19 protein-coding genes are annotated in these 24,202 nt (G+C 31.4%); 17 read left to right on the forward strand and 2 right to left on the reverse strand.

Annotated features, from left to right (window positions below; translation table 11 throughout):
* Positions 1-108: 108 nt before the first annotated feature.
* The 11 genes from nifH to LQK79_RS16085 all read left to right on the forward strand — a co-directional run bounded on the left by nifH (position 109) and on the right by LQK79_RS16085 (position 13,597).
* Entirely contained in the window at positions 109-936 is an 828-nt protein-coding gene (gene nifH, locus LQK79_RS16035) for a nitrogenase iron protein (protein WP_053243636.1), read from the forward strand.
* A gap of 495 nt (positions 937-1,431) precedes the next feature.
* Entirely contained in the window at positions 1,432-2,949 is a 1,518-nt protein-coding gene (locus tag LQK79_RS16040) for a nitrogenase component 1 (RefSeq protein WP_231017175.1), read from the forward strand.
* A gap of 53 nt (positions 2,950-3,002) precedes the next feature.
* Positions 3,003-4,283: a nitrogenase component 1 gene (locus LQK79_RS16045; RefSeq protein ID WP_231017198.1), complete on the forward strand. Its 1,281-nt coding sequence runs from the start codon at positions 3,003-3,005 to the stop codon at positions 4,281-4,283.
* 111 nt (positions 4,284-4,394) lie between these two features.
* Positions 4,395-4,619 (forward strand): DUF1659 domain-containing protein, encoded by a 225-nt coding sequence (locus LQK79_RS16050; RefSeq protein WP_053242274.1) that lies wholly within the window; start codon positions 4,395-4,397, stop codon positions 4,617-4,619.
* 14 nt (positions 4,620-4,633) lie between these two features.
* Positions 4,634-4,846, forward strand: a complete 213-nt coding sequence (locus LQK79_RS16055; protein ID WP_231017176.1) for a DUF2922 domain-containing protein — start codon at positions 4,634-4,636, stop codon at positions 4,844-4,846.
* A gap of 112 nt (positions 4,847-4,958) precedes the next feature.
* The gene (locus LQK79_RS16060; RefSeq protein WP_231017177.1) at positions 4,959-6,197 is read left to right on the forward strand and encodes an EAL domain-containing protein; all 1,239 of its coding nucleotides are present in this window, start codon (positions 4,959-4,961) and stop codon (positions 6,195-6,197) included.
* A 193-nt stretch (positions 6,198-6,390) separates the two neighbouring features.
* Positions 6,391-8,433 (forward strand): PAS domain-containing sensor histidine kinase, encoded by a 2,043-nt coding sequence (locus tag LQK79_RS16065; protein WP_231017178.1) that lies wholly within the window; start codon positions 6,391-6,393, stop codon positions 8,431-8,433.
* A 113-nt stretch (positions 8,434-8,546) separates the two neighbouring features.
* Entirely contained in the window at positions 8,547-9,194 is a 648-nt protein-coding gene (locus tag LQK79_RS16070; protein WP_053242271.1) for an RDD family protein, read from the forward strand.
* 165 nt (positions 9,195-9,359) lie between these two features.
* Positions 9,360-10,229 carry a sulfide/dihydroorotate dehydrogenase-like FAD/NAD-binding protein gene (locus LQK79_RS16075; protein ID WP_231017179.1) on the forward strand — a complete coding sequence of 290 codons (870 nt, stop codon included), beginning with the start codon at positions 9,360-9,362 and terminating at the stop codon, positions 10,227-10,229.
* A gap of 2 nt (positions 10,230-10,231) precedes the next feature.
* Positions 10,232-11,617 carry an NADPH-dependent glutamate synthase gene (gene gltA, locus LQK79_RS16080; protein WP_231017180.1) on the forward strand — a complete coding sequence of 462 codons (1,386 nt, stop codon included), beginning with the start codon at positions 10,232-10,234 and terminating at the stop codon, positions 11,615-11,617.
* A gap of 159 nt (positions 11,618-11,776) precedes the next feature.
* A complete protein-coding gene (locus LQK79_RS16085; RefSeq protein ID WP_231017181.1) occupies positions 11,777-13,597 on the forward strand; it encodes an LTA synthase family protein in 1,821 nt (606 codons plus the stop codon).
* A 165-nt stretch (positions 13,598-13,762) separates the two neighbouring features.
* Here LQK79_RS16085 and LQK79_RS16090 read toward each other — a convergent pair whose 3' ends face one another.
* A complete protein-coding gene (locus LQK79_RS16090; RefSeq protein WP_053242268.1) occupies positions 13,763-14,530 on the reverse strand; it encodes a YibE/F family protein in 768 nt (255 codons plus the stop codon).
* A 19-nt stretch (positions 14,531-14,549) separates the two neighbouring features.
* Positions 14,550-15,662, reverse strand: coding sequence for a YibE/F family protein (locus tag LQK79_RS16095; RefSeq protein ID WP_053242267.1), 1,113 nt, complete (start codon positions 15,660-15,662; stop codon positions 14,550-14,552).
* Between the two features lie 214 nt (positions 15,663-15,876).
* Between LQK79_RS16095 and LQK79_RS16100 the strand changes: the two genes are divergently transcribed.
* The 6 genes from LQK79_RS16100 (at position 15,877) to ilvD (ending at position 24,163) form a co-directional block, all read left to right on the forward strand.
* Entirely contained in the window at positions 15,877-17,877 is a 2,001-nt protein-coding gene (locus LQK79_RS16100; RefSeq protein ID WP_231017182.1) for an alpha/beta hydrolase family protein, read from the forward strand.
* Between the two features lie 730 nt (positions 17,878-18,607).
* Positions 18,608-19,441 (forward strand): AraC family transcriptional regulator, encoded by an 834-nt coding sequence (locus LQK79_RS16105; protein ID WP_231017183.1) that lies wholly within the window; start codon positions 18,608-18,610, stop codon positions 19,439-19,441.
* A gap of 158 nt (positions 19,442-19,599) precedes the next feature.
* Complete coding sequence (locus LQK79_RS16110) at positions 19,600-20,907, forward strand: glycoside hydrolase family 27 protein (protein WP_231017184.1); 1,308 nt, start codon at positions 19,600-19,602, stop codon at positions 20,905-20,907.
* A gap of 143 nt (positions 20,908-21,050) precedes the next feature.
* Positions 21,051-21,470: a GNAT family N-acetyltransferase gene (locus LQK79_RS16115; RefSeq protein ID WP_231017185.1), complete on the forward strand. Its 420-nt coding sequence runs from the start codon at positions 21,051-21,053 to the stop codon at positions 21,468-21,470.
* Positions 21,471-21,508: 38 nt separating this feature from the next.
* Entirely contained in the window at positions 21,509-22,186 is a 678-nt protein-coding gene (locus LQK79_RS16120) for a FadR/GntR family transcriptional regulator (RefSeq protein WP_053242264.1), read from the forward strand.
* A gap of 258 nt (positions 22,187-22,444) precedes the next feature.
* Positions 22,445-24,163, forward strand: a complete 1,719-nt coding sequence (gene ilvD / locus LQK79_RS16125) for a dihydroxy-acid dehydratase (protein ID WP_231017186.1) — start codon at positions 22,445-22,447, stop codon at positions 24,161-24,163.
* The last annotated feature ends 39 nt before the right edge of the window (positions 24,164-24,202 follow it).

A 24,202-nucleotide genomic window follows, 5' to 3' on the forward strand; every position in this document is an offset into this window, starting at 1 on the left:
ATAGTGCTCGACAAATTCCAGTTTGTAAGGATAAATTTGGTATTGGTAATTTAAATATTTCAGCTTGTTTATCTATAAAGGCAAATAAATTTAGGAGGAGTGTATATTATGCGACAGATAGCTATTTATGGAAAAGGTGGAATAGGTAAATCTACAACAACACAAAACTTGACTGCAGGCTTATCTGAAAGAGAAAAAAATGTTATGGTAGTAGGCTGTGATCCAAAGGCTGATTCTACAAGATTGCTTTTAGGTGGACTTGCACAGAGAACGGTTTTAGATACCTTGAGGGAAGAAGGAGAGGATGTAGATTTAAATTATTTAATGAAAAGAGGATTTAATGGAATTAGATGTGTAGAATCGGGTGGACCTGAACCAGGAGTAGGATGCGCTGGGAGAGGTATTATAACGTCTATAAGCATGCTTGAAAGCCTTGGAGCATATACAGAAGATTTGGATTATGTTTTTTATGACGTTTTAGGTGACGTTGTTTGTGGTGGGTTTGCTATGCCAATTCGTGAAGGTAAAGCAAAAGAAATATATATTGTGGCTAGTGGAGAAATGATGGCGCTTTATGCAGCAAATAATATATCAAAGGGAGTACAAAAATATGCTAATAAGGGCGGAGTTAGATTGGGTGGAATTATATGCAATAGCAGAAAGGTAGACAACGAAAAGGAACTGCTGGAGGCATTTGCAGAGGAATTAGGTACACAGCTTATTTATTTTGTACCAAGGGATAATGTAGTTCAAAAGGCAGAGATTAATAAGCAAACTGTAATACAATTTTCTCCAGAGTCAAATCAAGCAAATGAGTATAGGTCATTGGCAGAGGCAATAGAAAAAAATAAAAATTTTGTGATTCCAAAGCCAATGACACAAAGGAGACTTGAAGAGATAGTTTTGACACATGGGTTAGTAGAACAGGCAATATAAACTGCTAAAGATAAATCACCTTGAAACTTGAAATTTACTTGTACCAAAATGCCGTCGTCTTCTGGGCATTATGGTGCACATGAATTTTAATAGTTGAAATGGTTTCACTATATATATTATAGATAAACAAGCTGAAATATTTAAATTACCAATACCAAATTTATCCTTACAAACTGGAAGTTGATTCAGAGCACAGAGTACAAAGTGCAGAGTACAGTGAAGGTGGATTTACCTTTCGTTTCTCTCAGGTAAATCTTAGAACTTAATAGTGTCAGCTACGCTGAGCACTATATTTTAAGCGCTTTGCGTGCATTAAGTTTAAGATTTTTTGTAGCGACAGCGGAGAAAAATCATCCTTCACTGTACTCTGTCCTCTGTACTCTGTACTCTGAGTTAAATTCCAGTTTATCAGGATAAATTTGGAGATTGCAATTTTAAAGTTTCAAGTTGTCTATCTATAAAATTTTTATTTAAATTGATGAGGAGGTAAAGTTAATGAAATTTGATCTTAAAACTTCAGTGGTAAAAACCCGTGAAAAGCGTCTTGGAACTATAATTGGTTGGAGAACTGGAAAAGCTTCAGAGTTATCTAAAGATTCTGCATTTACCTGCGCTGGATGTAAGGGCAACGGAGGAAAGAGGCTTTGTGAAGCTGTAGGCCCATTTACACAAGGTTCAACGTGTAGTGAGCAGATGGTGGAGTGTCAGGCTGGAAATGTAAGAGATGCAGTTTTAATTCAGCATGCACCAATAGGCTGTGGAGCTGGTCAAATATCATACAATTCCATATATAGAAATGGTTTAGCTATTAGAAATTTGCCAATTGAAAATATAAAGATAATAAATACTAATATGAAGGAAACAGATACAGTGTTTGGAGCACTTGATAAATTAGAACAATCTATAAGAGATGCGTGGGATAGACATCATCCAAAAGCAATTTTTGTTGGGACCTCTTGTGCTGCAGGAATAATTGGAGAGGATATAGATAGCATAACAACTAAAATGCAGGAAGAACTTAAGATACCAATCATTCCAATACCCTGCGAAGGATTTATGTCAAAACATTGGAGTACAGGTTTTGATGCAACACAGCATGGAATCTTAAGGCAGATAGTTAATAAGCATCCCCAAAAACAAGAAGATTTGGTTAATGTAATAAATCTCTGGGGAAGTGATGTTTTTACACCAATACTTAAAGAACTAGGTCTTAGGGTAAATTATGCTGTAGACCTAGCAAAGGTTGAAGACCTTGAAAAGCTTTCGGAAGCAGCAGCTACTGTTACATTTTGTCATACTTTATCATCTTATATTGGGGCTGTTTTAGAAGAACAATTCGGAGTACCAGAGGTTAAAGCGCCACAGCCGTATGGAATTGCCGGTACAGATGCCTGGATACGAGAACTTGCGAAGGTGACACATAGGGAGGAAAAGGCAGAGGCTTATATAGAAAGAGAACATGAAAGAATAGCTCCAAAATTGAGAGAACTTAGAAGACTTTTAAATGGTAAAAAAGGCTATGTTGCAACAGGTTCTGCATATGCACATGGGCTTATTGCAGTGCTTAAAGAGCTTGGAATTCAGGCTGATGGCTCGCTTGTATTTCATCATGATCCTGTGTATGACAATAATGATGAAAGTAAGGATTCTTTAGCTTTTTTGGTAAAGCACTACGATGATGTTCCAAACTTTAGTGTAAGCAACAAACAGCAATATCAGTTTTATGGATTACTTAAAAAAGTAAAACCAGATTTTATTCTTATAAGACATAATGGTCTTGCTCCACTTGCTTCACGTATGGGAATTCCAGCTGCACCACTTGGTGATGAACATCATGCTGTAGGTTATCAGGGAATTCTAAATTTAGGTGAAACAATTCTTGAAATACTTGCACATAAAAAATTTCATGAAGATTTATCTAAGCATGTAAAACTGCCATATACAAAGTGGTGGCTTGAGCAAACAGATCCATATATACTTGAAAAGCAAAATTATGCTGTGGGGAAGGAGTGAGGATAGTGTCTAATTCAATTGAGCAGGTTAGGTATGGCTGTGCTATTGGGGCAATGCATAGTGTCTTTGCAATTCCAAGAGTAATTCCAATTACCCACTGTGGACCAGGTTGTGCTGATAAGCAAACTGCAAATATAAGTTTTTATAATGGATTTCAAGGTGGAGGATACGGAGGGGCTTCTGTTGTGCCTAGTACTAATATACATGAAAAAGAAGTTGTATTTGGAGGTGCGAATAGACTTAGAGAATTAATTGAAGCTTCCTTCAAGGTTTTAGATGCAGATTTATTTGTAGTTATGACAGGCTGTATTCCAGATATTGTAGGAGATGATGTTGGCGCTGTAGTTGGTGAATTTCAAGACAAGAATTTTCCAGTAGTATATGCGGAAACGGGAGGGTTTAAAGGAAATAATTTTATAGGACATGAATTGGTGACAGAGGCCATTATTAATCAATATGTAGGAGATTATGATGGCCCTAAGCAAAAGGGTCTTTTAAATGTGTGGTCACTTCTTCCGTATCACAATACTTTTTGGAGAGGTGATCTTACAGAAATCAAGAGGATTTTAGAAGGCGTAGGCTTTGAGGTAAATATTTTATTTGGTCATGAAAGCAAAGGCATTTCTGAATGGAAAAATATTAAGAAAGCACAATTCAATTTAGTTTTATCCCCATGGCTTGGACTTAAAACTGCTGAGCATCTAAAAATTAAATACAATCAGCCATATTTGCATATTCCTGTGATACCAATAGGAGCTAAGGAAACCAGTGAATTTTTAAGAAAAGTTGTTGATTTTGCGGGAATTGATAAAAGTAAGGCTGAGAAATTTATTGAAGCTGAGGAAAAAAGATATTATCAGTATTTAGAGGATTTTTCTGATTTTTATGCAGAGTATTGGTGGGGGCTTCCGGCTAAATTTGCCATTGTAGGTGATAGTGCATATAACTTAGCTATAACAAAGTTTTTAGTGAATCAGCTTGGATTGATACCTGCAAAACAAATTATAACTGAAAATCCCCCTCAAAAATATAGAGATATAATTAGAGAAGAATATAAACATATAGCAGAGGATGTTTCATTAGATGTGGAATTTGAAGAAGATAGTTACACAATTCATGACAAAATAAGAAAAACTGATTTTGGACATAAACCACCAATTATATTTGGAACTACGTGGGAAAGAGATTTGGCAAAAGAATTGAAGGGTTCTATAGTTGAAATAGGATTTCCAGCGTCTTATGAAGTTGTTATATCAAAATCTTATATAGGATATAAAGGAGCACTTACTTTACTTGAAAAAATATATACTACTATAGTTAGTGCAAGTGCTTAATTGTATGTGAGGTAATGGTATATAACAAATCTGTACTTTTTTTAGTTTTTTCAAATTTTCTTAGCACTTTTAAAAATTAACCATATATACAAGGTGAAAGGGGTTGATAATATGGCAGCAAATGCTACGAAGTTTCAAACAGCAATTCAACTTGTATATTCATTAGGTAAAGGAGCAGACGGAAAAGATAAAGAAAAGACAGTTAAATTTTCAAATGTAGATATTACAGCTACAGATGATGATATTTATGCAGTTGCAAATGTTCTAGCGTCACTTATGTCAGTTTCAGTAACTGGAGTAGAAAAGGTAGATCATAGTAAGATTATAAATGGATAATAGGAGGGATTTAAATGGCTAAAAATTTAGTTATGACATTTTTAACTGATACAGGTAAAAAGGCATCTTTAAATGTTTCAAATGTAAGGGACGATATTACTAAGGATGAAGTTTCAAATGCAATGAATACTATAATTACTAAAGGTATATTTGACACATCTAATGGTAAGTTTGCTAAGATAGATTCTGCTAGAATAGATGAAAAAAATTCTACTTCTTTAATATAAAAATAATTTTAAATAAGTCGGATTACATCGTAAGGTGTAGCCCGACTTTTATTGTTTTATTTATAAATATACTGTATAATAAGATATAAGATTAAGGGAAGGTGATCTATTGATGAAAGCAAGTGCAGTTGATATAAAAAAAATAGTAGCTGATAAAAATCTAAACATAGGATTTCAACCAGTAGTATCTGTAATACAAAAGTCAGTAATAGGACTTGAAGCGATTTTTTTAGGAGTCTCCGATGAAAAAGGTAAAAATATACCCCCATCAAAACTTTTTAAACTCGCTGAAAAGGAAGGAATTGCAATAGAACTTGATAGGCTATATAGGGAAAAAGCTATCGAAAGATTTCAGAATCTTTGCAAAGATAACAAAGAACTGCTTTTGTTTATAAACATAAATATAGCTATAATTGATAAGTATATTGGTTCTGGAATAATAATGAATCAAATATCAGATAGCAATATATCAGCTAAAAATGTTGTCCTTGAAATTGTAGAAGAGAAAATAGATAATGTTGAATCTCTAAAGCAATTCATATATCTATATAGAAGCAAAGGGTTTCTCATATCACTTAAAAATCTTGGCGCTGGTTTTGTAAATATGGATAAAATATCATATGTAGAACCAGACATAATAAAAATAAATAAAGCTATAACAAAAGGAATAGAATTGGATTATTACAAACAAGAAATATTTAAATCTCTTGTTAATCTTTCAAAGAAAATAGGGGCTCTTGTAGTATGTGAAGAAATAGAGACTGAACAAGAAGCCATGATAATAATGGAGCTTGGCGCTGATATGCTTGAAGGAGAATATTTTAGAAATAATAATGATATTACCGACAGCAATATAGGTGAACTTAAAGAGTTTATAAGCGAAACAGCAGCAAAGTATAAAGATTATATGCAAGAAGAAATACATGCAAGAGAGGATATTCACAAAAGTTATGATGATATAATTAGCAAAGTACTGGAAAAACTTTCGCAATCTAAAGAGGGTAAATTCCAAGAAATCATTGATAAAGTTATTGAAAAATACAGTGAATTAGAATGTGCATATATATTAGATAAAAATGGAGTCCAAATTGGTGATACATCTACAAAATGTACTAATATGCGTGAACAAAGAGCACTCATATTTCAGCCTGCAAAAAATGGAACCGATCATTCCTTGAAGAAATATTATTATTACTTGAAGAGTATGAGCCTTGAAAAATATGTTACTGAACCGTATATATCTCTTGCGACAGGTAATTTATGTATAACAATATCAGCCGCATTTAAAAATTTAGATAGCAGTGAATATATACTATGTATAGATTTTAATCCGGATTACATAAATATGTAAATAATAATTATATAATTAGATACAAAAGAGATAAATATAACAGTAAATGCAATAAAAGGTGCTCAATTTGTGCACTTTTTATTGTATTATTATAAAAAGTTATATGTGATGTACCGATAATTAAAGTTTTAACAAGGTGCTTTTATGAGACTAGGGTAGTTTTATTATATATTTTTGATTGCGGGGGATTAAAATGGATAGCAATAATAGTCATAAAGGAAATGAAGGTGAGTTGAAAGGTTTATGTAAAATAAGTACAATGCTTTTATTTTTGGGGGCAGCGGCATTGTTGTATATGGCATTGCTAGCCATTTTTACAAATAGCAAAATATATGTGGGCACTATAGAGCTGTTTAATCTGTTATTAAAACTGTGTATGCTTATGTCGGTTACAATTGCCTACAAAATTTCTCATAAAGCAGTATTTATGTATTTAGAAATAATTCTTGGAGTTATTTCAATAATAAATATTGTTTTTTTCATTGCAATTATTAAGGATAGAAATATTGTAAATGATGTTCCAAACACTTTTTATGCACTCAAGTTTATAATGCAGAGTATAGTATATACATCAGCAATTGTATTTTTTAAAATATTAAAAACTTCAGTTAATGATAAAATATTAAAAAAAGTCCAGATCATATATGGGGTAATACCTTTGTTGATTGTAGCAATAATAGTGGCTAAAGAAAAATATTTTAATTCTTATAATACTTTAAAACTACAAGATATAATAGGCTTTAGTAAACTTCTATTTTTATTAATGCTTTTTGTATGTTTGATTATAATATATAAGAATTCAAATAAGCTTCGAAATGTTGGAATTTTAAGAAGCCTTATAACAGCTGATATTATACTTATGGTTTCACATATAATATCTCTAAAATTCATACCGATTTTTTATTATTTATACGGGTATAGTGAGTTTTTTTCTTTAATAGGAACGGCTATTATATGTGATGTTATAATTAAAACTACACTACAAAACCAAGTGGGTAATTTACGTAAACAGATAAATGATAAAAGTAATGAAATTAATAGTTTAAAAAATGCATATAAAAATATTTTTGAGTTTATGTCAGATGGAGTTATCATAAGAAGTGATAATGATATTGTTTTTGCAAATAATTCTATGATAGAAATGACAAAAGCTTGTTCATGTGAAGAATTTAAAGGGTTTAACGTCATAAAACTTATAGGAAGTGAATATATTAAAAAATTTAATCAATATAACAAATTACTTTGCCAAGGTAAAGAAATAAGTGGTATTAAGGAAGAAATAGTTTGCTTTGACGGCAATAGAATTATGGTAGAGGTTAACTCAACAAAAGTGAATATAGATGGTAAAGACATGATACTGAGTGTTGTGAAGAACCTTTCGAAGCAGATGAAAGCAGAGAAAAATGAAAAGGAACTTATACAAGCAAAAAATAAAGACAAATTAAGAGGGGAATTCTTTGCAAATGTGTCTCATGAACTTAGGACTCCAATAAACGTTATATATAGTTCACTCCAAGTTATGCAAATGCATATGGAAAAGGATAATATAAAAGATGATAAAATTGAATGTTATATGAAGGTTATAAAACAAAATTGCTATAGACTTTTAAGAATTATAAGTAATTTAATTGATATAACAAAAATTGAAGCTGGATTTTTAAAACCTAATGTAGCTAGGCGTGAAATTGTAAGTTTGGTTGAGAATATATCAATGTCTATAGTTACATATCTTCATGAGAAAAATATGGATCTTATATTTGATACAGATGTAGAAGAAAAATATGTTGATTGTGATTCAGATATGATAGAGAGAGTTATGCTTAATTTATTTTCAAATGCTGTAAAGTTTAGAAAGAATGATGGACATGTGTGGGTTAATATACACGATACCAGAGACGGAAGTATAACAATAGAAGTGAAAGATGATGGTATAGGTATTCCTGAACAAAAGCAGTATTTGATTTTTAAAAGATTTACTCAGGTAGATAATTCCTTAATAAGAAGATCTAAGGGAAGTGGAATTGGATTATCTCTTGTAAAGTCCATAATTGAAATGAATTCTGGAACAATAAGATTTGAAAGTAAAGAAAATATAGGGACGAAATTTATAATAAAACTTCCATCAGATGATAATCAAGTAATTGATGACTATAACAGTGTTAAATCTATATCTGATAGCAATATCGATAATACGAAAGAAAAGGTCAATATAGAGTTTGCAGATATATGCAATTAGGCAATTATTATATAAGTTTATTGTAGATATGTATATAGCAAATTTGTGTGTTGTGTGATAAAATTATATGGTAAAATGTTACACTAATTAAAAATTAAGGAGGAATATTATTTATGTATTGTCCAACATGTGGATCAGAGAATCCTGATGAAGCAAAGATTTGTGAAAAATGTGGAGCAAGTTTAACAGAAGACATTCAAAATGTAGGTAACAGTAAAATTAGTGATGAATATGAAGTTGAGTACACTGGAGTCTTTAAAAGAATTTTAGCCTATATTATTGACAGTATAATTTTATTTATAGTTGAGATGATTATAGGAAAGTTAGTGGGATATAGTTCTCTTACAGCGTCATTAAATATTGCATCTGGTAAAGCTATTGATGTTCAAGCATTTAGAACTTATACAATAATAACTTTAATAATAACAATTGCATATTTTATATTTTTAGAAAGTTCACCAAAACAAGGTTCCCTTGGAAAGATGCTGCTTGGAATGAAAATAACCAATGAGGATGGTAGGAGAATATCTATAGTAACTGCTTTGGAGAGATTTGTAATATTTTATGTTTTTTCAATAGTTACTGATATTTTGTATATAATTCAAGGACCACCAAAATTAAATGCTGGTGTTAGCGCAGCATCAATAGTATCGTACGTAGGATTTGCATACACTATTGTAATATTTATATTTATGCTTTCATCAGAGTATAAGCAAGGACTTCATGATAAATTAGCAAAAACTTATGTTGTAAATAAATAAAGATATGTTTTAAATAAGTGTAAAAATTAACTCTTATTTAGAACAAAACCATAAATGATAAGACCTATGGGATATTAATCCTGTAGGTTTTTTGTTTATAATTATTTATTTTTATGATAAAATATATGATTATAGTGTTATTCTTAAAAATTAGGAGAGATGAATATGCATAAGATTATAAAAATGCTTAAAGCTGCTGATGATGTATATATTATGGAATTTGAAGCCTCAAGAATAGCTAAAGCTTTTAAACCAGGGCAGTTTGTTATACTTAGAGTACATGAAAGAGGAGAAAAGGTACCTTTTTCGATTTGTGATGTAGATAAGGAAAAAGGGACTGTAACTATAGTTTTCAGAAAAGTGGGAAAAACTACTGAATATATGTCAAAACTTGAAAGTGGTCAGTTTATTTTAGATGCAACTGGACCTTTAGGGCAGCCATCTCAGTTATTAAAGATAAAAAATGAATCAAAGGAGAAGGTTCTTTTTATATCTGAAGATTCTGCATCTCTAAGAATTTATACTGAATTAAAATGTCTTCATGGTAATAATGTACATGCCGATGCTTTGTTGAGCTTTAAAAATAAGGATAGGCTGATGTTTAAAGAAGAAATAAGTAAAATAGCAAATAAAACATATATATCCTTCCAAGATGAGGATGGAGAATACAATGGCAATATAGATAAGGTTGCAAAACATATACTAGAAAATGAAGACTATACTTTGGTTGTTTGTATGGGTTCTGTTAAAATGATGAAGGAAGTTTGTGAGGTAACAAAGGAGAAAAACATAAAAACAATAGTTAGTCTTAATGTTTTAATGCTTGATGGAACAGGAATGTGTGGGGCATGTAGAGTAAATGTAGGAGAAGAGATAAAGTTTGCTTGTTCAGATGGACCAGAATTTGATGGTCATCTTGTAGACTTTGATGAAGTTATGATAAGACAAAACATATACTCAAGTTTTGAGGCAAAAAAGAAATACAGAGCGCAGCATGCAGGTAATGAAGCTGCAGTAGAGAAAGAGGGGTGCTAACCTTGGATAGAATGAAAAGAACACCTATGAAAGAACAGGAAGTTAAAGATAGAATAAAAAATTTCAATGAAGTTTGTCTTGGATATAGTCCTAACGAAGCTAAAATAGAGGCAGAAAGATGTCTTCAATGTAAAAATCCAAGGTGTGTAAAAAATTGCCCAGTTTCAAATAATATTCCCGCATTTATAAAGTGCATAAAAGAGGGTGATTATGCGAAGGCTGGCGAAATAATATCAAAAACAAGCACACTTCCAGCAGTTTGTGGAAGAGTTTGTCCACAAGAATTGCAGTGTGAAGGCGGATGTGTTCTTGGTATAAAAGGCGAACCTACATCAATAGGAAAGCTTGAAAGATTTGTAGCAGATTGGTGCAGAAATAATAATGTTAAATTTATGGATAAAGCACCGGATGCAGGAAAAAAGGTTGCTGTTGTCGGAAGTGGACCAGCAGGACTTGCTTGTGCAGGAGATTTAGCTAAGCTTGGATATGGTGTTACAATTTTTGAAGCTTTGCATGAACTTGGTGGAGTACTTGCTTGGGGTATACCAGAATTTGTACTTCCTAAAGAGGTAGTTAGATACGAAGTTGACAATTTAAAAGAACTTGGAGTTAAAATAGAAAAAAATGTGTTGGTTGGAAGAACTCTTAGCGTAGATGACTTGTTAAATGAAGAAGGCTTTAGTGCTGTATTTTTAGGAACAGGTGCAGCAGTGCCAAACTTTATGGGCATATCAGGAGAAAGCTTAAATGGAGTATGCTCTGCAAATGAGTTTTTAACTAAAAATAATCTAATGAAGGATTATGACGCTGAATATGATACACCTCTTATAGCTGGTAAGAAGGTTGTAGTAGTAGGCGGTGGAAATGTTGCAATTGATGCTGTACGTGCCGCAATTAGAGTTGGAGCTGAAGCTCATATTGTTTACAGAAGAACTGAAAAAGAAATGCCAGCAAGAGTTGAGGAAATAAAATTCGCAAAAGCAGAAGGAATACAATTCCACTTGCTTACAAATCCAATTGAAATCATCGGAGACAAAAATGGATTTGTAAAGGGTGTTAAATGTATAAAGATGGAGCTTGGTGAACCAGACGAATCTGGAAGAAGAAGACCTGTGGAAATAGAAGGCTCAGAGTTTGTAATAGATTCAGATATGGTCATAATGGCAATTGGTACAAGAGCAAGCAATTTAATTCCATTAACTACAGATAATATAGAGGTAAATAGAAAAAATTGTTTTGTTGTAGATGAAGAAACAGGAAAAACATCAAAACCGCATGTTTATGCTGGTGGAGATAATGTTACAGGACCACAAACTGTAATTTTAGCTATGGCAGCTGGAAGAAAAGCAGCAAAAGCTATAGATGCGGAATTTAAGGAGCAAAAATAGAGTCATTAATCCTATAATTTTTGTAAACAAAATGAAACTATTTATTTATAGATTGTTCTCAGGGACTTTGATATAATTTAATGTTGTAAATATATAAAATGCAGCTTAGAATAAGCTGCATTTTACAAATGAGTAGGAGTTACCATGAGAGGAGAAAAAATGAATAAATTTATTGGGAAAATTAAAAATGTAAAACCAGACTTGTTTTTTATATATACATTCTTAGTTCTAATTTTAAAATTTTCAATATTTGTTGGATTTGTTACAGCAAGCGGTTCTAGTTTAGTAGAAATCTTTGATGGTTTTTTTAAAGTAGCTTCATATGCCATCTTTTTGATATTTATTTTAGGATACTTATCAATTTCGTTTTTGTTTCAAGGCAGAGCCAGGGGATATTGTTTGATAATTTTGAACTTTATTATATCTATATTAATTTTGGCGGATCTTTGGTACTTCAGGGGTTTTAATTCATTTATATCATTACATCTTTTAAAAGAAACAGCAAATTTGGACAACCTTCAGGGGAGCATATTTGCTATGGGAAGAAGTATAGATGTAATATTTGTATTTGATATTTTGATCGTAACAATTGTGTATATCTATTTCAAACAAATATGCAGTTCTTGTAAAAGAAATGTAAAAGCGTTTGTATGCTTAACTGTAGTTGCAATATTATATATACCAACTTGTATAAATGTTTTTCATAATTATACCTACAGCTATTGGGTAGATAAAAGATGGAATCCTATATATACGATGCAAAGGATATCTCCAATAGGATATCATGTATATGATGCTGTTGATTTTTTTAAAGACTTACAACCAGAGAAGCTTAAAGCTAAGGATAAAAATGACATAAAGAAATGGTATAAAGACAATGAAGAAAATTTACCAGATAACAAGTATAGTGGAATGTTCAAGGGCAAAAATCTTATTGTATTACAGCTTGAATCACTTGAAAACTTTGTTATTAACGAAAAGATTAATGGACAAGAAATTACACCAAATCTAAATAAGTTATTAAAAAATAGTATATACTTTTCCAACTATCATGAAAATGTAAATTTGGGAGTAAGCTCTGATGCTGATCTTATGACAAATGCTTCAGTATATCCCGTTAGAAAAGGAAGTACATTTTTTAGATTTCCAGATAATGAGTACAATTCATTGCCAATTATAATGAAAAAGTATAATTATAGTACTATGGCAATACATCCTGATAAGGCTATGTACTGGAACTGGATGCCTGCGCTTACCGCTATGGGTGGCTTTGATAGCAGGATAGACTCTTCACATTTTAATGAATATGAAAAAATAAATCTTGGTATATCAGATGGTGCTTATTTTAAGCAAGTAGAACCTATGTTATCTAAGGAGAAACAGCCATTTTACGACTTTATTGTTACTCTTACAAGTCATAGTCCTTTTGTTCTTCCTGATAAGTATAAAGAACTTAAGATGAGTAAAGCATTTAATGACAGTAAAATAGGTGGATATATGCAGTGTGTTCATTACACAGATAAGCAGCTTGGTGAATTCTTTGATAAGCTTCAAAAGGATGGAATTCTTAAAAATTCTGTAGTTGCAATTTACGGAGATCATACTGGAGTACATAAGTATTTTCAAGATGAAATACCTAAAACTCCAGGAGTTCAAGATTGGATGGTAGATGATGAACTCAAGATCCCCCTAATTATATATGATGGAAGTGGCAAAATGCAGGGAGAAGAAAAAACTGTAACTGGAGGACAAATTGATTTAATGCCTACGGTTTTATATTTAATGGGTGCTGATAAAAAGTATTATAAAGACAATGTTATGGGAAGAAATCTTTTAAATACTAATAAAGACTATGATCTTCTAGATAACGGAAAGGTTATAGGTAATCCAACCCAAGATGATTTAAAACATCTTTCCAGTGCATTTAGTATTTCGGATAAAATCATTCAAGGACAATATTATGGGACAACAGCAAAGTGATAGCGTCTTGGAACATTAAAAAAAATCCATAAATCTAAGGGGAAAAATCTTAAAATCCTAAGAAGTTTCAGTAACTCACTGTCATTTGGACAGATTGAAACATCTAAGTATTTTAAGATTTTTTCTCTAAGATTTATTGGATTTTTTTAACGCAACGAAGCATTGTTACTTCGCTTTAGGCTGTAATTTTAAAAACAAAAGTTTTGAGCATATAAAAGCTGTAATAGGTATTATAAGAATAATTCCTATTCCGCCGCATAAGCTTTGGAATATTTCAGAGCAGAATACTTTCCCGTTGAATATTTGAGATAAAGAATAATGAAGCTCATTAAAGTATATTATAAGACTCATAAAGCTGCCTATATATGCAAAAAGTAGAGTGTTTGTCATTGTACCAAGTATATCTTTTCCTATGGACATACCTGATTTAAATAGATTTATACGAGTTATGGAAGTATCTGACTTATATATTTCGTTCATTGAAGATGAAATTGAAATTGATACGTCTATTATAGCTCCTAAAAGGCCAAATAAAATTTCACATACAATTATTTTAGTAAAGTCCAAGTTAACATAAACAGACAAATATGCAGTTGTTTCAACCTGTTCACTTGAAAAACCCTGTATGTTAGAATTGCTGCCTATGTTGTAGGTTATAAGCATTGTCAATATTACAACTATAGCAACTGAAATTAAAGAAGACACAGTCTTTATATTAACTCCATTAATGAAAAAAAGGGTTGTAAAACTTATGATAATGCACCCGACTATAGTCACAGTAATTGGATTTAGTCTTGCACCTATGAGTATTAAAAATATAAACATAATTATAAAGTTAAAAAGTAATGTAAAAAAGGATTTTGTCCCCCTTTGTCCGCCTATTAAAGTCATTAAAATTAAAAGAATGATTAATAATATAAATGGTACATTCATAATTTTATAAAATCTCCAATCATTTTATTTCTTCATTTTTTAGAAGAATAACTGTTATAAAAATGGATATTGGAATGCTTAATACTATTCCAATGCTTCCAGTAAGAGCCCTCATAATTTCTAAAGAAAGATATTCACCAAAGATATTGTAAATTGGCAATTTATTTCTAAGAAGCAGCAGTATGGTTGGTATGCTTCCGCTCATATATGCAAAAATAAGTGTATTTGACATTGTTCCCATTATATCTTTTCCAATTTCCATTCCACTTTTAATAAGTGATTTTTTTTCGATATCAGGATTTTTTATGTATATTTCGGTTATTGGTGCTGAAATTGAAATTGCAATATCCATTATTCCACCTAAAGTACCTATAAGAAGTTCAATATAAAATATTTTTTCAGGTGGATGAGTTAAAAATTCCAGTTCTTCAAAGTGCACTCCTTTAGAACCATTAATGTTAATTATAATTATGGCAATAAGCATAGTTATAACGGTTGAGATTATTGCCGCTATTGTTGAAGAAAGTGTTTTTTTATTTAGTCCACAAACTATAAACATAGATAATGGAATAAACATCAGAATTGAAATTATAAATATAAATGGTAAGCTAAAGTTGTTAAGAAAAAGTTCTATAACAATAAAAAATATTGCTGTATTTACAGCTAAACTTATCAAAGATCTGAATCCCTTTAGTCCACCTACTATTATAATTAAAGCTAAAAATATTACTACAATGTAAAAAAGATATTTATCTCGCTTAAAATCAAGTATCTTTGAAGAAATTATTTTATTATTTTTATTTACATTAATTGATACGAATATTTCATCCTTTAACTTTAAATTTAAATCATTAACCTTTGAGTAGGATATGCTGTTTTGAAGGTTTATTTTTTCTCCTTTATGACTTCCATTCATTATTACAGCGGTAATATTTTGATTTATAACCTTTTCTGTATTTCCGTTTGAATCTGTTCCATTTATGCTTTTTTCAGATATTGAGACTATTCTTGCAATATTTCTTTTGTAAAAGCTTTCATTATTTGTCACTATATAAAAGCCTATAAACGTGAAAAATACTGCTAGTATAAAAATTATTAAGAACTTTCTTTTTTTTAATAATGAACTCTGCATAATGTTTTATATAGCTCCTTTTCATTAGGATTTGTTTTATAGTTATTATTCTACAACATATTTATGTTAACATATTGAGGTGAATTAATAAATTATATATGATTTATTAATATTATTAATTTATTTAGAATTTTTTTAGTTATTATGCAAAAGTTTAATAAATTTGTATTATAATCTAGTATATACAATTAAATTTTACGCGGAGGGATTTTTTATGGGAAATTTTAAAGTAGAAGATTTAGCAAGTTACAAGTTTTTATCAGGAATAAAACATTCACCAGACGAAAAAAATGCATGCTTTGTTGTACATGAAAGTGATGTAGAAGAAAATAAGTATTTATCCAATTTATATGTAATAAATCTTGAAAGTGAAAAAAGTTACAAATTAACTAGTTTTAATACTGAAAGAAGTTTTTTATGGCTAGACAATGATAATATAATTTTTCCAGATGTAAGAGATGATAAAGATAAAGCTAAAAAGAAAGCTGGGGAAGAGTTTACTCAATATTATAAAATCAATATTAATGGAGGAGAAGCAGAAAAATTTTTAAGAATAAACAAAAATGTAAATTCAATAAAGGCAATAGATAAAAATACATATATCTTTACTTCTGAATACAATTTCAATGAAAAAGAATTATATATTTTGAATGATGATGAAAAATCACAAGAACTTAAAGCAAGAAAAGAAGAAAAGGACTATGAAGTATTAGAGGAAATACCATTTTGGACAAATGGAGGAACATTTACAAGTAAAAAGAGAACTAGGCTGTACATATATCATGCAGATACTAATAAAATTGAGCCAATTACAGGGGAGTATGAGAATGTTGGAAACTTTGAAATTAGCCCAGAAAAAACAAAGGTTTTAATCATAAGTAATACTTTTAAGGACAAAATGGAGCTTATAGATGATATGAGCATTTTAGATCTTGAAACCAAAAAAGTAGTTAAGATCAATGAGCAAAACAAGCTAGAATATCATTATGCTGCGTTTATATCAGAAAAGAGCATTATATTTGCAGCTACTGATATGAAAAAGCTTGGACTTAATGAAAATCCAAAATTTTATTTGATTGATTTAAATTCAAAGGAAGCAAAATGCATAACACCAGATTTTGACCGTTCAATTGGAAACTCTGTTGGTTCAGACTGTAGGTACGGTGGTTCAAGCTCAGTACAGGTTTATAGGAATTACTTGTATTTTACTACTACAGAAGATGACAGTTCTTTCTTAAATAGAATTGATGAAAATGGTGAAATATCTAAGGTTACTTTTGGCAAAGGTTCTGTAGATGGCATAAGCGTAGCAGCAGAAAATACATTAATCATAAGTATGAAGCCAAATAAGCTCCAAGAGTTATTTAAATTACAAAATGGAGTTGAAACTAAATTAACTGGATTTAATGATTGGGTTTATACTGAGAGAAAGATATCAGAACCTATAGAAATAACTGTTGAAACAGCATCTGGAGTTACAATAAAGGGCTGGGTAATGAAGCCTTGTGATTTTGATGAAAATAAAAAATATCCTGCAATTCTTGATATACATGGTGGACCTAAGACTGTTTATGGAACAGTATTCTTTAATGAAATGCAGTATTGGACAAGTCATGGATATGCTGTATTCTTCTGCAATCCAAGAGGAAGCGATGGAAAAGGAAATGAATTTTCTGATATAAGAGGAAAATATGGCACTATAGATTATGATGATATAATGAAGTTTATGGATGTTGTTTTGGAGAAATTTACTTTTATTGATAAAGATAAAGTAGGAGTTACAGGCGGTTCCTATGGTGGCTTCATGACAAATTGGATTATAGGACATACCGATAGATTTAAAGCAGCAGCATCCCAAAGAAGCATAGCTAACTGGGTATCTAAATTTGGCACAACTGATATAGGATATTTCTTTGTAGAAGATCAAAACCTTGCAACCCCATGGGACAATCAAGAAAAATTATGGGAGCATTCACCACTTAAATATGCTGACAAAGTAAAGACTCCAACTCTTTTTCTTCATTCAGAAGAGGATTATAGATGTTGGATTGCTGAAGGTTTTCAAATGTTTACAGCTCTCAAATATAATGGCGTAGATTCAAGACTTATAATGTTTAGAGGAGAAAATCACGAGCTTAGCAGAAGCGGAAAACCAAAGCATAAAATAAGAAGACTTAATGAAATAACAGAATGGTTTGATAAATACTTGAAGTAAAAAATATAGATAGGCAAACTGGAATTTAACTCAGAGTACAAAGTACAGAGGACAGAGTACAGTGAAGGATGATTTTTCTCAGCTATGCTTCGAAAAATCTAGAAACTTAATGCACGCAAAGCGCTTAAAATATAGTGCTCAGCGCAGCTGACACTATTAAGTTCTAAGATTTACCTGAGAGAAACGAAAGGTAAATCCACCTTCACTGTACTCTGTACTTTGTACTCTGTGCTCTGAATCAACTTCTAGTTTAGTAGGATGAATTTGGTATTGGTAATTTTATCTTTTCAGCTTATATATACTCGTAATTTCGGGGGTGGTATTAAATAATGAATAATCATATAGAAGTTGTATTTTTTGATTTGTTTTTTACACTTATAACACCTAAATATAGCAAATCAAGAAATGAAAACGATGTACTTGGAATGAAGATATAAGATTAAAAAACTCATTAATGAATGTGGATTCTGTAATTTTTGATGTGCTTTTAAATGTAAAAAAGGCTGGAAAGAAAATATGCCTTATTAGTAATGCAGATATAATTGATGCTATGAATTGGGTATAAATAGTATGTTAAAAATAAGAGCACATCATTTTTTATGTATGCAGGGTTTTCTGGACTTAAAGATAGCGATAAGTGATAAAATTTATAATCCGTTAATATCCGTTCATTAAATAACGGGAAGAAGATAGTGTAGTATTCTATAATAGGTTTTAGGGGGGTGAAGTAATGGACTGGGTTAATAGAATGAACAAAGTAATAGATTATGTGGAAAATAATTTGAATGACGAAATAGATTCTAATGAGATAAGTAGAATTATGGCATGTCCTTTTACTGTATTTCAGAGGTCTTTTATTCAAATTACTGGCATACCATTGTCAGAATACATTCGCCGTAGAAAACTTACCTGCGCTGCCTATGAATTGCAAAATACGGATGATAAAGTAATTGATATTGCTTTAAAGTATGGCTATAAATCATCGGATGCATTCAGTGCAGCTTTTAAGCATTTGCATGGTGCTGCGCCATCTGTGATAAGAAAAAATAACGTAAAGCTCACATTTTATTGCCGTTTATACTTCGCACTTACTATTAAAGGAGTTGATAAAATGGATTATAAGATAGTTAATAAAGCACCTTTCAAAGTAATCGGAATAAGGCGCACGACACCATATGGAGGAGGTACTTGGGCAATAGTTAAAAGAGATGGAAGTGCCGAAACCATGAAGGAGTTAAGTGGTCATATATGTGACTTGGGCTTATGCTTTGGTTTTGGGGAGGATGGCAGTAATGATTATATGTGTGGTATAGAGTGGGAAAAAGAAGATATACCAGAATTCGATAAATACATTTATCCAGCTGCTACATGGCTAACTTTTGAAGCAAGTGGAAAAATATCTGAGCAAGTGCTAAATCATGTATGGCAGCGAATTAATCAGGAATTTCTTCCTCAAAGCAAGTATAGAAAATCAGGCTTACCTACTATTGAAAAATATGTCTTATGGGATGATGCAGCAGATATTTGTAAGGTTGAAATATGGATACCAGTTGCAATTAAGTGATTTTTAAGTGTATTTAAAGCTGATTTTCAGGGTTTAAAGACAGCGATAAGTAACATCATAATATGAATAGTATACATTATTCCATATCATTAGATTAGTAAAAGCTATAAAATGGATATAAATATAAGAATATATTATTTGAAAAGGGGAATAAAATTATGTTTTCAAAGAATTCATTTGTAAAAACTCCGCCTATGGGATGGAACAGTTTTGATTATTATGATACTACTGTAAATGAGTCTGAGGTACGAGCTAATGCAGAGTATATGGCAAAATATTTAAAACCACACGGATATGAATATGTAGTTGTTGATATTCAATGGTCGGACCCTAATGCTGGTACTGATAGAGAAAATTATCAGTATATTAACTTTAGCCATTTCAATATGGATGAATATTCAAGGCAGCTTCCGGCTGAAAATCGTTTTCCTTCTTCTAAAAATGGTGCTGGTTTCCGTCCTCTGGCAGACTATATCCATAGTTTAGGTTTAAAGTTTGGTATACATATTATGAGAGGAATTCCAAGATACGCTGCACATATGCATATGAAGATTAAGGGCACTAATGTGACGGCGGATAAGATTGCAAACCCATATTCTATATCTAGATGGAATCCAGATATGTATGGTGTTGACTACAGTAAGCTGGGAGCTCAGGAATATTATAATTCAATTTTCGAATTATATGCAGAGTGGGGTGTTGACTTTGTAAAGGTGGACGATATATGTAATACTAATTTTTATAAAAACAATCCGTATTCTGCAGAAAAAGAAATTGAAATGATTCATAAGGCTATTGGAAATTCTAATAGAAATATTGTACTGAGCCTTTCACCTGGACCTGCTGTTATAGAAAAAGCTTGGCATTTGGAAAAGCATGCAAATATGTGGCGTATTACAGATGATTTCTGGGATGATTGGAAGCTGCTAAAAAATATGTTTGAACGCTGTGAGGTTTGGCAAAAACATGTATCTGAAGGGTGTTATCCGGATTGTGATATGCTTCCTGTTGGCTGGCTTGGCAAGGGTTTTGGTAAAGAACGTTATACAAATTTTACTTGTGATGAGCAAATTACAATGCTGACACTTTGGTGCATATTCCGTTCTCCTTTAATGCTTGGGGCTGAACTTACAAAGCTGGATGAAAAGACGCTGGCACTTTTAACTAATGATGAAGTACTTCATTTAGTAACTGCTTCACATGGAGCAGCTCAAATAGAGCGAGATGATAACCATGCGGTATGGGTTAGTAGGGACAATAATGATGACGGCAGCAGCTATGCAGCAATTTTTAATTTATCTGATGAAGCACAAACTTTCGATATTTCTTTTGAAAAGCTTGGAATTAATTATGTAGTTTCTGTGCGTGATTTATGGAAGCGGGTTAAGGTGTTAACTAGTGAAAATAGTCTTAGGCCTAGTATTCCAGCTCATGGAGCAGTATTATATAAGCTAGCAAAAGCTTGAAAATAAATATGCTTGTAAGAAAGACGGCAAAATTTAAATTTGACGTCTTTTTATTATATTTATACATTAATTCATCAAAATAAATGGTCTTGAATAAATTTAAAGTATATTATTTTAAATGAGTGCGGAGGGAATAAGGATATATGATTAAGTATGTAAATTCAATTAAAAATATAAACGAAGACAATATTAAAGGTTTTTTTGTAGATTGGTCAAATCCGCCATCACCTAAAAGGCATCTTGATATTTTAAGAGGAAGCACTTATTTTTGGCTTGCAATAGATGAGGAAACAGATAAAGTAGTAGGGTTTATAAATGCTATTTCTGACAAAGTAATAAGTGCATATATTCCACTTTTTGAGGTGCTTCCTGATTATAAAAATAAAGGTATTGGTACGGAACTTTTTAAACGTATGAAAGAAACTCTTAAGGATTATTATATGGTTGATTTGATTTGTGATGAAAAGCTTGTGGGCTTTTATAGAAAATTTGATATGTTTAAATCGCAGGGAATGATTATAAGAAATTTTAAAAGACAAAATAGATTTGATATAATAGAATAAAATGCAATTACAAAACCAAGTTTAGGAGAGATCAATTTATGGAAGACGGCAGAACAAGTGACAAGGTTTTAAATAAAATCCAGGAGAAGATTTTAAATGGAGAGTGGAAATCTGGCCAAAAAATTATGTCTGAAACAAAACTTGCTGAAGAGTTAAATGTGAGTAGAGTATCAGTGAGAGAGGCTATTGAGAAATTGGCAGCTTTTAATATTGTAAGCAAAAAAAAAGGTGGAGGCACATTTGTCAATGATTTAGGACCTTCCGTATATTTAAACAGCTTGCTCCCAATGCTAATTTTAGATAGAGATAGTTATATGGAAATATTGGAGTTTAGATTAATTATTGAACCAGAAGCAGCTAAACTATGTACTGAAAGATGTAATGATGAGCTTATAAAGGAACTTGATATGGCATATAAGAATATGGTTAATTATAAGAACGATATAAAAAGGTTTACTGAAGAGGATTTGAATTTTCATACAAAAATTGCAGAAGGAACTAAGAATTCATTAATAATAAAAGTAAATGAACTTCTTTCAAATATACTTGAAAGTCATCAGAGGGGCTTATATGAAAACCTTGGACCAGAAGGGGGAATTCATGAACATAAATATATCTTAGATTCTATAAAAAATAGAGATTCAGAGTTAGCTTTTATTTATGCAAGACGTCATGCTATTAGAACTATAAATGATTTGAAGGAATTAAAGAAATAAAGAACAGAAAGTTAAAAATGCTTTCTGTTTTTTTTTATTTTTTTTAAATAAGTGTTGATTTTTACACTTATTTAAAGTATGGATATTTTTTAAAATATTGCAAAAAAGCTATTGACTAAAAAACGTTTTCAGAGTATTATATTCTTAAAGTTGTAATACAACTTTAAGAATATAATACGATAAAACTTACATAAATGTGACTTTACAATAAAAATAAGCGAAAGCTGTAATACAAATTTTGATTATGAGGTGATTTAATTGTTAAAAAGTCAAGAAATAAGACAAAAAGCTCCTGAGATTGATTCTCTTAGATTGGGATCAGGTTGGAAAGTTGAAGAACTTGGAAAACCACAAATAATAATTGAAAGTAGTTTTGGACATAGCCATCCTGGTAGTGCACATCTTGATACTTTGGTAAATGAGGTATTTAATTCAATAAATGAAAATGGCGGTAGAGGTGCTAAATATTTTGTTACAGATATATGCGATGGAGAGACTCAAGGACATGATGGTATGAATTATTCACTTGCTTCGAGAGATATTATGGCAAATCTTATGGAAATACATGTGCAAGCAACTCCTTTTGATGCTGGTGTATTTATAGCAAGTTGTGATAAGGCAATGCCTGCTCATTTAATGGCAATAGCAAGATTAAACATGCCAGCTATAATGCTTCCTGGTGGAATTATGAATGCAGGACCTAATATGCTTACACTTGAACAAATTGGTACGTATAGTGCTCAGTATGAAAGAGGAGAAATAACTAAAGAGAAATATGAGTATTACAAACATAATGCATGTCCAAGCTGTGGCGCTTGTTCCTTTATGGGAACAGCTTCTACTATGCAGGTTATGGCAGAAGCACTTGGTATAGCACTTCCAGGTACAGCATTAATACCAGTAACTTCAAAGGAATTAAAAGAAGCCGCTAAAAAGGCAGCTAAACAAGCACTTAAACTTGTACAGTTAAATATAAAACCATCAGATATAATGACTAAAGAAGCTTTTGAAAATGCAATAATGGTACATGCAGCTATTGCAGGTTCAAGCAATTGTTTATTGCATATTCCAGCTATAGCTCATGAGCTTGGCATAAACATAGAGCCTGAATTGTTTGATGAAATTCATAGAAAAGTTCCGTATATTCTTAACATAAGGCCAAGTGGATTTTATCCAGGTTCTTATTTTTGGAATGCAGGTGGAGTTCCAGCAGTAATGGAAGAAATTAAAGAATTTTTACATCTAGATGTGATGACAGTTACAGGAAAGACCTTGGGAGAAAATCTAGAAGATATAAGGAAAAGTGGATATTATAAAGAACATGAAAAGCTTATAGCTGCTCTTGGAGTAAAAAAGGAAGATGTAATAAAATCCAAAGAAACTCCAATTCAAAAACAGGGAGCTATAGCCATTTTAAAGGGAAATCTGGCACCAGGAGGAGCAGTAGTAAAGCATTCAGCAGTATCTAAAAAATTAATGCAGGTAGTTTTAAAGGCTAGAGTGTTTAACTGTGAAGAGGATGCAATTAAAGCTGTTCTGACTAAAAATATAAAACCCGGAGATGCTGTATTCGTAAGATACGAAGGACCTAAGGGATCTGGAATGCCAGAGATGTTTTATACAACAGAAGCAATTGCATCTGATCCAGAATTAGTGGAATCTATAGCACTAATTACTGATGGAAGATTTTCAGGAGCGACCAGAGGACCAGCAATAGGACATGTTTCTCCAGAGGCAAGCGAAGGTGGTCCAATAGCATTTGTTGAAGAAGGAGATCTGATTAAGATAGATATACCAGCAAGAAGAATTGATGTAATAGGGGCAGCTGGAGTAGAAAAAACTGAAAAAGAAATTGAAGATATATTTAATGAAAGAAAAAAAAATTGGGTAAAGCCTTTGCCAAGATATACTAAGGGAATTTTAGGGCTTTATACTAGATGTGCTACATCACCTATGAAAGGTGGATATATGGAGTAATAATTTTCTTGTATATAGTGTGAAGCTTAAAAATCATAA

The sequence above is a fragment of the Clostridium guangxiense genome, from assembly GCF_021043395.1.
GTDB classification, from domain to species: domain Bacteria; phylum Bacillota; class Clostridia; order Clostridiales; family Clostridiaceae; genus Clostridium_S; species Clostridium_S guangxiense.

What these genes read in the sequence shown, in the direction of transcription:
- nifH (WP_053243636.1), top strand. Translation starts at nt 109, where the DNA reads ATGCGACAGATAGCTATTTATGGAAAAGGTGGAATAGGTAAATCTACA.
- LQK79_RS16040 (WP_231017175.1), top strand. Translation starts at nt 1,432, where the DNA reads ATGAAATTTGATCTTAAAACTTCAGTGGTAAAAACCCGTGAAAAGCGT.
- LQK79_RS16045 (WP_231017198.1), top strand. Translation starts at nt 3,003, where the DNA reads ATGCATAGTGTCTTTGCAATTCCAAGAGTAATTCCAATTACCCACTGT.
- LQK79_RS16050 (WP_053242274.1), top strand. Translation starts at nt 4,395, where the DNA reads ATGGCAGCAAATGCTACGAAGTTTCAAACAGCAATTCAACTTGTATAT.
- LQK79_RS16055 (WP_231017176.1), top strand. Translation starts at nt 4,634, where the DNA reads ATGGCTAAAAATTTAGTTATGACATTTTTAACTGATACAGGTAAAAAG.
- LQK79_RS16060 (WP_231017177.1), top strand. Translation starts at nt 4,959, where the DNA reads ATGAAAGCAAGTGCAGTTGATATAAAAAAAATAGTAGCTGATAAAAAT.
- LQK79_RS16065 (WP_231017178.1), top strand. Translation starts at nt 6,391, where the DNA reads ATGGATAGCAATAATAGTCATAAAGGAAATGAAGGTGAGTTGAAAGGT.
- LQK79_RS16070 (WP_053242271.1), top strand. Translation starts at nt 8,547, where the DNA reads ATGTATTGTCCAACATGTGGATCAGAGAATCCTGATGAAGCAAAGATT.
- LQK79_RS16075 (WP_231017179.1), top strand. Translation starts at nt 9,360, where the DNA reads ATGCATAAGATTATAAAAATGCTTAAAGCTGCTGATGATGTATATATT.
- LQK79_RS16085 (WP_231017181.1), top strand. Translation starts at nt 11,777, where the DNA reads ATGAATAAATTTATTGGGAAAATTAAAAATGTAAAACCAGACTTGTTT.
- LQK79_RS16090 (WP_053242268.1), bottom strand. Translation starts at nt 14,530, where the DNA reads ATGAATGTACCATTTATATTATTAATCATTCTTTTAATTTTAATGACT.
- LQK79_RS16095 (WP_053242267.1), bottom strand. Translation starts at nt 15,662, where the DNA reads ATGCAGAGTTCATTATTAAAAAAAAGAAAGTTCTTAATAATTTTTATA.
- LQK79_RS16100 (WP_231017182.1), top strand. Translation starts at nt 15,877, where the DNA reads ATGGGAAATTTTAAAGTAGAAGATTTAGCAAGTTACAAGTTTTTATCA.
- LQK79_RS16105 (WP_231017183.1), top strand. Translation starts at nt 18,608, where the DNA reads ATGGACTGGGTTAATAGAATGAACAAAGTAATAGATTATGTGGAAAAT.
- LQK79_RS16110 (WP_231017184.1), top strand. Translation starts at nt 19,600, where the DNA reads ATGTTTTCAAAGAATTCATTTGTAAAAACTCCGCCTATGGGATGGAAC.
- LQK79_RS16115 (WP_231017185.1), top strand. Translation starts at nt 21,051, where the DNA reads ATGATTAAGTATGTAAATTCAATTAAAAATATAAACGAAGACAATATT.
- LQK79_RS16120 (WP_053242264.1), top strand. Translation starts at nt 21,509, where the DNA reads ATGGAAGACGGCAGAACAAGTGACAAGGTTTTAAATAAAATCCAGGAG.